The 11,041-nt window shown below is 41.2% G+C and carries 14 protein-coding genes and 1 pseudogene; 8 read left to right on the forward strand and 7 right to left on the reverse strand.

Translation table 11 applies throughout. The features are described 5' to 3' along the window. The 5 genes and pseudogenes from BQ7489_RS17030 to BQ7489_RS17050 all read left to right on the forward strand — a co-directional run. Window positions 1–315, forward strand: a pseudogene (locus BQ7489_RS17030) (clindamycin resistance transfer factor btgA); the annotation flags it as partial. Continuing rightward, window positions 312–1,211 (forward strand): DUF5712 family protein, encoded by a 900-nt coding sequence (locus BQ7489_RS17035; RefSeq protein WP_072532362.1) that lies wholly within the window; start codon window positions 312–314, stop codon window positions 1,209–1,211. The pseudogene BQ7489_RS17030 and the gene BQ7489_RS17035, both read left to right, overlap by 4 nt. A 426-nt stretch (window positions 1,212–1,637) precedes the next feature. Then, complete coding sequence (locus BQ7489_RS17040) at window positions 1,638–1,865, forward strand: DNA cytosine methyltransferase (RefSeq protein WP_235301828.1); 228 nt, start codon at window positions 1,638–1,640, stop codon at window positions 1,863–1,865. A 107-nt stretch (window positions 1,866–1,972) separates the two neighbouring features. Continuing rightward, the gene (locus BQ7489_RS17045) at window positions 1,973–2,473 is read left to right on the forward strand and encodes a nucleotidyltransferase domain-containing protein (protein WP_006743465.1); all 501 of its coding nucleotides are present in this window, start codon (window positions 1,973–1,975) and stop codon (window positions 2,471–2,473) included. Between the two features lie 11 nt (window positions 2,474–2,484). Then, window positions 2,485–3,234: a nucleoside phosphorylase gene (locus BQ7489_RS17050; protein WP_006743466.1), complete on the forward strand. Its 750-nt coding sequence runs from the start codon at window positions 2,485–2,487 to the stop codon at window positions 3,232–3,234. Window positions 3,235–3,502: 268 nt separating this feature from the next. Here BQ7489_RS17050 and BQ7489_RS17055 read toward each other — a convergent pair whose 3' ends face one another. The 5 genes from BQ7489_RS17055 to BQ7489_RS17075 all read right to left on the reverse strand — a co-directional run bounded on the left by BQ7489_RS17055 (window position 3,503) and on the right by BQ7489_RS17075 (window position 7,197). After that, complete coding sequence (locus BQ7489_RS17055; RefSeq protein ID WP_005812828.1) at window positions 3,503–4,120, reverse strand: hypothetical protein; 618 nt, start codon at window positions 4,118–4,120, stop codon at window positions 3,503–3,505. A 17-nt stretch (window positions 4,121–4,137) separates the two neighbouring features. After that, complete coding sequence (locus tag BQ7489_RS17060) at window positions 4,138–4,953, reverse strand: hypothetical protein (protein WP_239496999.1); 816 nt, start codon at window positions 4,951–4,953, stop codon at window positions 4,138–4,140. A 260-nt stretch (window positions 4,954–5,213) separates the two neighbouring features. Then, window positions 5,214–5,756, reverse strand: coding sequence for a BfmA/BtgA family mobilization protein (locus BQ7489_RS17065; protein ID WP_071147992.1), 543 nt, complete (start codon window positions 5,754–5,756; stop codon window positions 5,214–5,216). A gap of 113 nt (window positions 5,757–5,869) precedes the next feature. After that, window positions 5,870–6,070: a hypothetical protein gene (locus tag BQ7489_RS17070; protein ID WP_072532363.1), complete on the reverse strand. Its 201-nt coding sequence runs from the start codon at window positions 6,068–6,070 to the stop codon at window positions 5,870–5,872. Between the two features lie 35 nt (window positions 6,071–6,105). Beyond that, on the reverse strand, window positions 6,106–7,197 hold the full coding sequence (locus tag BQ7489_RS17075) for a replication initiation protein (RefSeq protein WP_072532364.1): 1,092 nt from the start codon (window positions 7,195–7,197) through the stop codon (window positions 6,106–6,108). 384 nt (window positions 7,198–7,581) lie between these two features. Here BQ7489_RS17075 and BQ7489_RS17080 point away from each other — a divergent pair, with 384 nt between their 5' ends. Beyond that, a complete protein-coding gene (locus BQ7489_RS17080; protein ID WP_239497000.1) occupies window positions 7,582–8,814 on the forward strand; it encodes an ATP-binding protein in 1,233 nt (410 codons plus the stop codon). A 25-nt stretch (window positions 8,815–8,839) separates the two neighbouring features. Beyond that, a complete protein-coding gene (locus BQ7489_RS17085; protein ID WP_072532366.1) occupies window positions 8,840–9,355 on the forward strand; it encodes a hypothetical protein in 516 nt (171 codons plus the stop codon). Window positions 9,356–9,416: 61 nt separating this feature from the next. Here BQ7489_RS17085 and BQ7489_RS17090 read toward each other — a convergent pair whose 3' ends face one another. Together BQ7489_RS17090 and BQ7489_RS17095 are read right to left on the reverse strand one after the other, a co-directional pair. Continuing rightward, window positions 9,417–9,734, reverse strand: a complete 318-nt coding sequence (locus BQ7489_RS17090; protein ID WP_072532367.1) for a DUF1289 domain-containing protein — start codon at window positions 9,732–9,734, stop codon at window positions 9,417–9,419. Window positions 9,735–9,820: 86 nt separating this feature from the next. Continuing rightward, entirely contained in the window at window positions 9,821–10,135 is a 315-nt protein-coding gene (locus tag BQ7489_RS17095; RefSeq protein WP_072532368.1) for a hypothetical protein, read from the reverse strand. A gap of 491 nt (window positions 10,136–10,626) precedes the next feature. On the opposite strand from BQ7489_RS17095, the gene BQ7489_RS17100 reads away from it, so the two are divergent. Beyond that, the coding region (locus tag BQ7489_RS17100) for a BfmA/BtgA family mobilization protein (RefSeq protein WP_072532369.1) at window positions 10,627–11,041 on the forward strand (415 nt) is incomplete at its 3' end.

Below are 11,041 nucleotides of genomic sequence, written 5' to 3' on the forward strand. Positions count from 1 at the left end.
AGCCTTTCATCCTTACTTTCGGAAGAAAAGTTCAGGCGGTTCCTGAAGGACAACAAGGAACTGCTTGCCGGGATAATCAACAGTTCCGACAACAACGGCAGGGCCATAGGCAGGGCAGAAAAAGCGGTGCGGGATGCAGATTCAACTATCAGGAAGAACCAGGATATTATCTTCAAGCGGATAGAAGCCAGCGAAACGGCACAACTCAAGGCCATGCAACATATCGTTTCCTTCCTCGATGCAAAAGGAAAGACCGGGCTGCTCGATGACATAAACAAGGTCTATAAGAAGGAAAAGGAAAGGAGGGGGCTATGAATATAAAAATTCAGGGTGGTGGTTCCGGAACTTATGCCAATACAGGGAGCTGCACAGGAGTAACGACCTATCTCCAGCATGAGGATCTGGAGCGCATGAAGAACGGCCGGGAAGTGCAGCCGTTTTTCAATAACTCACGTGACTACATAAGCGCACAGGAAGTAACCTTCAAGATAGACAACAACAAGGCAAAATTAAGCCGGAACGATGCGAAGTTCTATGTGATCACGGTAAGCCCTTCCTGCCGGGAGCTGGAGAAAATGGGCAAGACAGAGAAGGAACAGGCTGAAGCCATGAGAAGGTATGTCCGTGATGATGTGATGCAGCACTATGCGGAAGGGTTCGGAAAAGGCCTGAACAAAGAGGATATCGAGTATTACGGAAAGATCCATTTCGAGAGGAAGGGAGCCGACCGGTACGACATGCACGCACATATCATCGTCAGCCGGAAGGACAGGAGCAACACCAGGAAGCTAAGCCCAAAGACCAACCACACCGGGAAGAAGAACTGCGGAAACGTGAAAGGCGGTTTTGACAGGACAGATTTTTTCCGAAAGTGTGAAACCTCATTTGACAAGCGCACAGGGTATGACCGGGCACCGGAACAGACCTTCGACTATCTCAATACCATGAAGAACGGAACTCCGAAAGAAATCTTCCAGAAAAAGGAGTGGGCGGAACGTGTGAACCATGAACGGCTTGAGAAGATGAAAGCCGAATGGAGCCGGGATCTTCAGGAACCGCACCAGGAACAAGGCCGGGAAGAGATCCAACAACAGGGAAACAGTATTTCCCAGATTCCGGAAATCAACCAGGCACCGCAGCGGAAGAAGCAACAGGAGGAAGAAATCGACCAGCCCAGGAAAAGAAGCCGGGGTTTTGGAATGGGTATGTGATTTTATTCTGAGAGTATGGACTTAGTGCTGTTCACAAAGAATTTTTGCCGTTCACAAAACAAATTTGCAGATATCCGGAAAAAGTTACAGGAGCCAGTTGCTCAAAACTGTCCCGGTATTGTGCCGTTATAATTGCAGAAGAAAACGGAATTGCTTATATTTGTAGAACTCAAGCGTAGGCTCTGGCAAGCCCATTGCGGAAACGCATGGGGAAAATGGCGGCTGGTTTCGGTCGCCATTTTTATTGCCCACAAAAAAGGGGCACTCTTGCCCCCATGTATTTCCTCATATCTTCACAGACTGAAATACTAAAACAACAATAAAATAAAAGCTAAAAGGGGGTATCAGTCCTCACCGACTGAGGGAAAGAGGAAAAAGACTTGCCCTAATAGAATTTATTTATTTATTAACATATGTCCTATGGGAATGTACTCCATAGTTAGCCACAAAGTTATAAAAAAACGGCAAAGTTCCAAAGCATACAAGAGACTTGATCCCAGAACTCAATCTTGTACTATTGATACAGGAAATGCACATAGCAATTATTTTCACCCACTGTTTCATAGAATCCCAACTATCAGAGAGTCTGCAAGACTACAATCTTTCCCTGATAGCTTTGAGTTTCAAGGACAAAGCGCAGAGATTCTTCGATAATGGTCGTAGAAATCGGAGTTTCTTCGATTGTTCTTCGACTTCTTACAGCAAACAAGGGGGTTCTTTCTGAAGGATTCGTTATATTTGCACCGATAAATTGCAATTTTATGGTCACTTATTTTGATGCATGTGAGATTCTTGAAATGCTGTCTGAAGCATCTGTAAAGGTGTTTCTGGACGGCGGTTGGGGTGTCGATGCACTTATAGGCAGAGAAACAAGAATACATAACGACATCGATCTGTTCGTAGAGAAGAAAGACTATGGTAAGGCCATATCCGTGATTACCTGGAAGGGATACAGAGAAGTTGTAATGGACTATACGACCGATAGCCATACTGTCTGGAAAGATGACAACGGAAGAATAATCGATCTGCATTGTTTCGAATATGTCGAAGATGGAATTCTATATGACGGATACACTTTCCCAAGCGAAACTTTCTCAGGTAAAGGAAATATCGGGAATATTGAGGTAACATGCATAAACCCGGAGGCACAGGTACAGTTCCATCTTGGATATGAATACGATGAAAATGATGTCCACGACGTCCTGTTATTATGCAGAACTTTCAATCTTGAGATACCGGAGCAATATAAAACTCACATCTGATTCAATATGCTATGATTACTGATAGTTATGATATTGAAACTGAACCAATGATCAATCTGTTTGATTTCTACGGCAGACGTGGAGATTTTGCAGATATATGCCTGATAATATTCTCGAAGGAGATTCATCGGCATTTACTTGATTCCTACGAATCTGAAATTATTGCAACTATGCCGGCTTGCAATGGCGATACGCATATCTATAAAACAACTTATAAAGGAGTTACGATAACTTTCTACCTGTCAGGAATAGGTTCAGCAGTAGCATCCTCTCAATGTCATCTTGCAAGCTGGCTAACTGGAGCATCAAAGTTCATTATGTTCGGTTCCTGTGGCAGTCTTGACCGTACAACCACACAAGGTAGATTTATCATACCGACACAAAGTTACAGAGGGGACGGGTGTTCATATTATTTTGCAGCACCATCCGACTATATTGATATAGCCGCAAGCAAGGAACTTTCCATAATTTTCGACAAATTATCTGTACCATATATTACAGGTAAAATATGGACGACAGATTCGATGATCAGAGAAACAAAAGGACTTGTACGCAAACGTATGGAAGAAGGGTGCATCGCTGTAGAAATGGAATTGGCTGGAGTTCAATCTGTGTGCGACTTCTACAATTTGAAGTTGTATGCTTTTTTTGAAACAGGTGACATTTTGGATACAAATGGATATGAAGCCAAAGGCTTGAACAATGCCAACCATAGTTTAAACAAACTTTATATTGCTTTAGAAACGGCAACCTACATCTGAAGTATATCAGAATTGTAAATTCCCATTTAGCGGACTATATAAAAAGTATTCCATAACCATCTATACGTGGTTTACGGAATGCTTACTTTATAACAATTAGGTTTACACTCGTTTATTTTGACGGTGCAAAGTTACTCATGCTATCTGGCTCCCACAACGGGCAATAGTGCACATTTTCAAGAAAATGACGTTTTCAAGAAAAAAAATATCCCTACAAACTTAGACTATGCCAAGTTTCGTAGGGATTTTGGAGGGTATAAACATTAGATTACTTCGTCCAGTGGTAGTGACTGTCGAGCATCAGGAAGATAGCCAAGCCGAAAATAACGAGTCCAAGGACAAAGAAGAACCAGAAGAAATACTGCACATAGTGTCCGAGGTAGGTTCCGTCGTACTCCTTGTACCTTTCCTGAACCCTTCTACGTTCTTCATAAAACATTTGATTGACCTCACGGATATGCTTCTGCATCTGAGTGGTCATCCATTCATGTTGTTTGTCGAACATGTCCTGAATCTTCTTCCAGTCAACATCATCGACTCTGACTGAAACCTTCAACTTGGTTGGGGCATCCTTCAGAACATTGTCAATGTGGGTATTGATGGTGTCAACCTTACCACTGATAGTGTCAACGGCATTGCCAAGAGCAGTCTGAGCTGAATTGTACTTACGGATGGCAGACTCCAGTTGAAGAGTTGCATTGATCCAAGTGTTGGTCGCTTTGTCAATGTTCTCACTCAACTGCCTGAGTTCAGGCGCACGACTGACAACAGCATCCTCGGCATCATGCTCTTCAATCTCTTCCTGGACTTCGTTCATCATGTCATCGAAGTCAGGCTTCTGCTCGTCATCTTCGATGAGTTCTTCTACATGTTTTGTTCTTCTCATTGATATGTAGGATTTGTCTAACGGTGGAATGAACGTCTTTTCTGCGGTGGCTTGCACATGGCATGAGCCATCTGGAGGCAACGGCGAGCCCGCTCACGCTCGTCTTCGTCATCATCCTTACCCCAACCAGAGGAAGGAGCAGAACCACCACCGCCACAAGATTCGGACACGGTTGTTGCTGCATCAATCATATCAAGGAAGAGAAGCATACCTACATGAGAAATGTCCTCTCTTGATGCAGTCATATCAGAATCAGGAACCTGAACCTCATTGAGGAAGATGTCCTTGACCGTGTTCGGAATATAGATTCTCTTCATTTCACCGCTAACATTGACATTGAAGGCAGTCTTGGTAGCAACTGGCAATGGCTTAGAATTGGACTGGGTAGGTTTCGTTGTCTGAGCAACAGGGCGAGCAGGGCGAGCCGGTGAAACGGAAGGTGAAGCAGGTCGCATCTTGACCTGGGTAGGCTTAGGATGCATCTTCTTCCATGTGGCTTCAAGCTGTGATACCATGAACTTTCGACCGATGGCAGAAGCCTTGAACACTGAGGCATTCTTGCCGATGGTGTAGCCCACAAGTTTGCAGTTAGTAGTGTCATACCTTGGATTGACCTCATAGCCTCTCTTGCGAAGCATATCAAAGTAACGGTCAATGTCGAAACTATCCATCTTCTGAAGGGTATATTCGCAAAACTCCGCTATATCTTGTTGGCGCATTTCACGAACCTCCTGAGGTTGCTCCCAACCATGCCTTGCGTTGATAATTTCCGCAGCCCTTATTGCTCTGATGTGAACATCGTGAACATCGTTGGTCTTGCCGTCATTATCCACACGGCAACAGTCAAGATGCAGGTGAAGGGTTCCAGACTTGGAATCCCGATGCAAGGCAGCAACAAAGACCTGTTATGGGCAAAAAAAGGTGCACTTCAAATTGAAATGCACCCGATTTTTGGGGTTTACATCTTCACAGATGCGTTTGTTCAATTACGGCATCGGCTCGAGCTAAAAGCCTAGCTTCACAAAGTTATGAAAAAGAACCTAAGTTCCAATCGTTATGCCGTTTTTCTACCTATTTTCTACCCGACTGGCTGTTACAGTTCTGTATTTACTTTGATTTTCCCTATTGTTTTTTGTTCGTCACGTACACGGCAAAGTTCCCGGTGTGCTTTTTCTTTATACTCCTGAAGAGCTTTGATTTCGTTACGCAATCGGTTGTTTTCTTCCTGAAGAACCTGTAGTTCTTTGGCCTGTTCTGCGGCCAGACTTTCCGCTTTGGCCTTTGCTTCTGTTGCCTGGGCTATAAGTTCTGGAGCTGGAAGCTGTTTTGCGGTCTGTTCCCGGACTGCCTGTAGTAGTTGGCGAATCGCTTCTGTTCCCTCATTGCTTGTCTGCATGGTCGCTTTTACTTCATTCAATTCTCCGATGATCTTTTCCAAGGGGGAGTAATCAAGTGCGTTACTCTTCAGGTCGAAACCTGTGCGTTCAAAGTATTCCAGGGCGAGAGAAACGAACTCTTTCCGTAATATGCCGTTTGCCCGGCAGTATATCTCCAGCCGTTCAGATGTTTCTCCGCTTATTGAGATTGTAGTCTTTTCCGGCTTGCTTTTGGGTTGTATGGTTGCTTTATCTGTCATACCTTAACCGATTGATATAAATATGCTTATAATATGCTTGATATGCTGATTTTATGCTTCTTTTTAATTGAATATACTACAAATATACCGAATATTCCTGAAATATATTCAGGTTACTTGGTCTTTTCCTTGCTTAAAGTGATATGAGAATCCACAAAGCACCCTCCAAAGCCGGATAAGGCGTCTGGTTGCGTGTAAGTGACCGTTACAAGGGTTTGTCTCATGAATGTCTCAATCTTGTCTATAACGGCTTCCATTGGCTTTCCTAAGCCTGTTGCTTCTGCAGAAACCATTACCAAATCTCCTTCCTTCATATCCTTATTTTTTTGATTGTGTTACAAAATCAAAGTTATTCCTTATCTTTTACCTTTCCCTTCAGTGCGTTTATTATATACCCCTTGGGATTCTTTTTATCCCTTGATTTTCCCTTTAGAAGTGACAGTTCATAAACCAAATCTGGTATGGTTCTTTGGGCTTCTATGAGGATTTCCTTATTTCGGTTGACTTCTTCTTTGGTAAATCCTATTTGTGTGGTTAGATAGTTGTATATCTCTTTATCAAGAAGAGCCTTTCCTGGTATTTGAATAAGTAGTTCTTTCTTTTCGAGTTCTTGATCTCGGAATTTTGGCTGATAAACAGGGTAAAATCTGAATCCTATCACTCGACTTCTTGGATTGCGTTCGTTTTCCTTGAGTTTTGTGTAGTCAAACGTGTATGGACAAGTCTTGTCCAATATTTCTTTTGCTGGCTTTATTACTTTAGCTTCGATGTTGTCTATGCGGAATTTCCCGTTTTTATCCCTATATGCAGCTTTTACAATTTTGGGCATTCCATCCTTATCGAGAATAGCTGTATCTTTAAGTGGTATTGCAAGCCATTCAAAAAGCTTTTCAATACTAAATTCAAATGGTTTTTTCTGTCCGCTCATTAGCAGATAAAACCTAAAACTATATGTGGTTGGTAGTGCTAAAGCTTTGTTTAGTTCAAACTCCCGGTAACCTCCCACAAAGTTTTTCATGGCCCACCACATAAGCTTTGGTACGGTAAATGTTACTCTGCCAGTCCCTTTTTCATAAAAAGGCTCTGCAATATAGGTTGCTTGTGTCCATACTTTATCGTCTTCATAAGTAAAAAAACGTCTGGATAGCCTGTTAAGCATACCTTGAACATATTCATGAGACCACCCTTCGCTACTAAGCATGAAATCTTTTACATTTAATTCCATGTTTACAGCCCCCCATTCGGAACGTCTGAATTTGTGTATTTCGTCTTTCATAAGTTTTCCTTGCAGTTCGAGGCTTGCAAATTCAAGGATCCTGGCTAAAACCCTTTGTTCGTCTACTGATATATCTGGATGATGACCGAAAACAAACTTAAATGTGGTTGTCACATCTTTGTTTTGGGTTGTTATAGGTACTGTTATTCCTTTTTTTCTTGGCATATCTCTGCTTTTTTAGGGTGGATATATGGCAAAGATATGTTTTTTATTTATTATAACCTACATTTTTTTAGAATAAGTAGTGTATAACGCTAAAAAAGTAGGTTAGAAAAGGGGGTAGGCAACGCTAAAAAAGTAGGTAATATAACGCTAAAAAAGTAGGTAAACAAGTGTTTTAAGTATTTGTGCGTGAGTGGGTTTCATATGGGGGGATAGGCATAATAACAGAAGATGCTATAAACAGGCAAAGGATTTTAGAGGAAATATGGCTGTTTTTTACCCCACTTTCCAAACTCTTAAAAGGTAGAACAAAGCAAAAGCAAATAAATCCCGAACGAAGTGAGGTTTAGAAAGCAAACTTTCTGGCGCGTTAAAATATGTGTATTTATGTATATATTTACTTTTTTAACCGCTAAATTCATATTAAATTTAGAGATTGTATCCTCTGTTTTCTTGTTTTCAAAAAATGATTTACTACTTTTGCGGAAAACTTGTAATATGATAGGGCGTTTAATAAAAGATTCTATATTAGCTGACTACAGAAGGAAAAAGGTGATAGTCTTGTTAGGTGCAAGACAAGTTGGTAAAACTACATTGCTTTCTGCATTATGGAATGGTGCAGAAAAAGTGCTTTCTTTGAATTGTGATGATTATGATGATGCTATGCTTTTAGAAGGAAAAACTTCGACGGAATTAAAGTATTTATTGTCACCATATGAGCTTGTGTTTATAGACGAAGTACAAAGAGTCAAGAATATAGGGTTGACATTAAAGATAATTGCAGATTTAAAGTTAAATACACAAGTGGTCGTTACAGGTTCTTCATCTCTTAGCTTGGCAGATGAAATAAATGAGCCGGCAACAGGACGGTTGATAGAGTATAACCTTTTCCCATTTTCTTTACCAGAATTAGCTAACAGTACTTCTGAAAGGGAGGAACAAAGGTTGTTAGAGAACCGTATGATTTATGGTTTATATCCGGAAGTGGTAACAGAGCCTGGAGATGCAAAGCGGACATTGGTGACTTTGACCAACAATTACCTGTATAAAGACTTGTTTGCCTATAAAGGAATAAAGAAGCCTGAAATTATTCAGAAATTAGTAAGAGCATTAGCTTTGCAATTAGGCAGTGAAGTTTCTTATAATGAACTGAGTAATCTTTTGGGGGTAGATAAGAGTACGGTTGAAAATTATATCAATCTACTGGAAAAATGTTTTGTCGTGTTTCGCCTGGATTCCTTTAGCCGGAACTTGCGGAATGAAATTAAGAAAGGCAAGAAAGTCTATTTTTATGATAATGGGGTAAGAAATGCTGTTCTTTCCAATTTTGCTCCATTAGAACTAAGAAATGATGTAGGTGCTTTGTGGAAAAATCTTATGGTAAGCGAAAGGGTTAAACGTAATTCATATTCCGGGAACTTCGCACAACTTTTCTTTTGGCGTACTCATGAGCAACAGGAAATAGACCTAATAGAAGAACAGGACGGTATTCTGCATACTTTTGAGTTCAAATGGAACGGTAAGGCAAGGAACAATCAGCCAAAATCATTTGCCAATTCCTATCCAAACTCTACTTATGAAGTTATCACTCCAGAAAATTATTGGTCGTTCTTGAAATAGGGAAAAACTAAAAATATGACATTCTATGAAGAGAAAACGTAATCGTTCAGAATCAAATTATGTCAGACGTAAAATCAACCGTTGGACTCGATTTCTGGCCAAAGAAAGAGATTGGGATTATACCTTTATGCTTGAAATAGAATATATGAAACTTCGTCAAATGGAAGAATATTTCAAGGAAAGTGATACATTTATAGGCATTGAATGTGTGAGACGAGATTTGAGGATATGCCTCCGACTCCTGGATATAGTCATGGGAAAGGATAATCTTGATATAGAACGTAGCCCGCTTAAATTCGTACCGTTTAAGGAAGACAATGGTCGTAAAATGTACAAGGTCGAGGGAGCTTCCGAGATTATTTCATACAGAAAACTATATGTCAATATAAGGAATGCCAGCCGTTTTGTGAAGTTCGATTTTAATAATCCGAATATGGATGAATCTTCTGAAATAAGCCATAAGGAAAGTCTTCGTTTGCATAAGGCCTGGCATCTGTATAATCTCATTCGGACTTATCGAATGTTCGAATGGTGGGATTAATAGACTGGGAGTGCTACTCCAGGTAAGAGAGCTTTTAATCTGATGCCTGGAGTAGCACCATTTATAGAGAGTCTTTTTCTTTATACAAATCGAACGACATAATGTCTCTCATCTCACATTCAAAACAATTTGCCGCATAGCCTATCTGAAGGTTATTACCATATCTGTCAGGAGCAGACACCAGTCTCCATCCCTTAGTTTCTGTAAGAGTCCTTCCACATGTATTACAGACTCTGGCCTTTCCTTCAAAAGACAATAGAAATTTCGCTTCTTTTTTAAAGAACCAGCCACGTTCATTTGTCTTGTCAACTATTTCATTTCTTTTCTCAATTTCCTCTTTGGTGACAACTTTTTCAAGGTCTTCTCTATATTTCAGCATATTATTTATGGTTTATTAGTTATGTGTTTTCAATATCTATTGTAGTGTCTGAACACGAATATATAAATTCTGATTTTGTGACAGAATCAAAATAAAGACAGCTGCCGTTTGTCCTCTTCTTCCTGTTTGTGTGCTTTCTGACTCTGCTTCTCATAATCGAGTATTTCCTGTATTGACCGGATAGCTCTCATTCTCTGTTCCGGAGTGGTGCGCCTTTTCATACCCTTTTCCATTTTTCCATGCTTCAGCCAATTTGAATACATATCGATCAGGCAAAGCACTTCTTCTTCCATTACTGTAGGCACTCTCATGGTCTTGGTGTACATGCCGGACACAGCCTTTCTTCCGGAACCTTCTCTGGCTCCACCTTTCCCGGTCTTTTTTCCTGGATCCTTTTTCATAGGTCTGTTTTGTTTGATTTTGTTACGGAATCAAAGTTAAGTGTTTTGTCTTGGATATCCAAGTAAAACCGCACACTGATTTGCACTGCAAACGGCTGCACTCGTCGGGAGTGTTGGTACACCCCCTTGCCGTGCGGCGCTCCCCGACCGATGAGTTTTTTGTGGTGTTCCGGACACGTTCTGTTGTGCGGTTTTGTTGGGTATTTCTGTTGTGTACCGGGTGTGCGGTTTTCGTGGGTGTTCACGTGTGTGGGATAGGCTCTATCTCTCCCCGTCCCCTTTGCTAATTTCGCGCTGGGGAGGGTGTTCGATAGAACAGCAAGAGGAAACCGGGCAAGCCCTGTTTTTTCCTCTTGCCCTACGGGGTTATGCTTTGAAAATCAAAGCATTAGAAAAATTAACCGCTATATGTTGGTTATAACGAATAAATATACTATCTTGTAAACCAATTAGTTAGTATATTAATTCGTTATAATAAGCCTTATAATTATATGGAAAAAGACAGTAAAACAACAGTAGCGGTAGAACGTACTACTTTTGCTAAACTTGACCGTCTGGCCAAGGCAAACAGTGTGTCAAAAATGGAGTATATTACTCATGCCATAAACTACTTTGAGAAGTACGGTATAAACCCGGTCGAGCATGAAAGTCCGGCACAGGAAATGCAGAGACTTATCAAGCGCATGGACCAGGTGTTCGCATTCCTGAAGAAACAGGAAACGGATCTTGTGCGTCCGGCTTGTGAAGCTCTGGCCGGAGCCAGCACACAGATAACCATAAGCCTTTCATCCTTACTTTCGGAAGAAAAGTTCAGGCGGTTCCTGAAGGACAACAAGGAACTGCTTGCCGGGATAATCAACAGTTCCGACAACAACGGCAGGGCCATAGGCAGGGCAGAAAAAGCGG

The organism is Bacteroides ilei (assembly GCF_900128495.1).
Taxonomy (GTDB): Bacteria; Bacteroidota; Bacteroidia; order Bacteroidales; family Bacteroidaceae; genus Phocaeicola; species Phocaeicola ilei.

Excerpts from the sequence above, each read along its gene's own strand:
- BQ7489_RS17035 (WP_072532362.1), top strand. The coding sequence starts at position 312 with ATGAATATAAAAATTCAGGGTGGTGGTTCCGGAACTTATGCCAATACA.
- BQ7489_RS17040 (WP_235301828.1), top strand. The coding sequence starts at position 1,638 with ATGTACTCCATAGTTAGCCACAAAGTTATAAAAAAACGGCAAAGTTCC.
- BQ7489_RS17045 (WP_006743465.1), top strand. The coding sequence starts at position 1,973 with ATGGTCACTTATTTTGATGCATGTGAGATTCTTGAAATGCTGTCTGAA.
- BQ7489_RS17050 (WP_006743466.1), top strand. The coding sequence starts at position 2,485 with ATGATTACTGATAGTTATGATATTGAAACTGAACCAATGATCAATCTG.
- BQ7489_RS17055 (WP_005812828.1), bottom strand. The coding sequence starts at position 4,120 with ATGAGAAGAACAAAACATGTAGAAGAACTCATCGAAGATGACGAGCAG.
- BQ7489_RS17065 (WP_071147992.1), bottom strand. The coding sequence starts at position 5,756 with ATGACAGATAAAGCAACCATACAACCCAAAAGCAAGCCGGAAAAGACT.
- BQ7489_RS17070 (WP_072532363.1), bottom strand. The coding sequence starts at position 6,070 with ATGAAGGAAGGAGATTTGGTAATGGTTTCTGCAGAAGCAACAGGCTTA.
- BQ7489_RS17075 (WP_072532364.1), bottom strand. The coding sequence starts at position 7,197 with ATGCCAAGAAAAAAAGGAATAACAGTACCTATAACAACCCAAAACAAA.
- BQ7489_RS17080 (WP_239497000.1), top strand. The coding sequence starts at position 7,582 with ATGTATATATTTACTTTTTTAACCGCTAAATTCATATTAAATTTAGAG.
- BQ7489_RS17085 (WP_072532366.1), top strand. The coding sequence starts at position 8,840 with ATGAAGAGAAAACGTAATCGTTCAGAATCAAATTATGTCAGACGTAAA.
- BQ7489_RS17090 (WP_072532367.1), bottom strand. The coding sequence starts at position 9,734 with ATGCTGAAATATAGAGAAGACCTTGAAAAAGTTGTCACCAAAGAGGAA.
- BQ7489_RS17095 (WP_072532368.1), bottom strand. The coding sequence starts at position 10,135 with ATGAAAAAGGATCCAGGAAAAAAGACCGGGAAAGGTGGAGCCAGAGAA.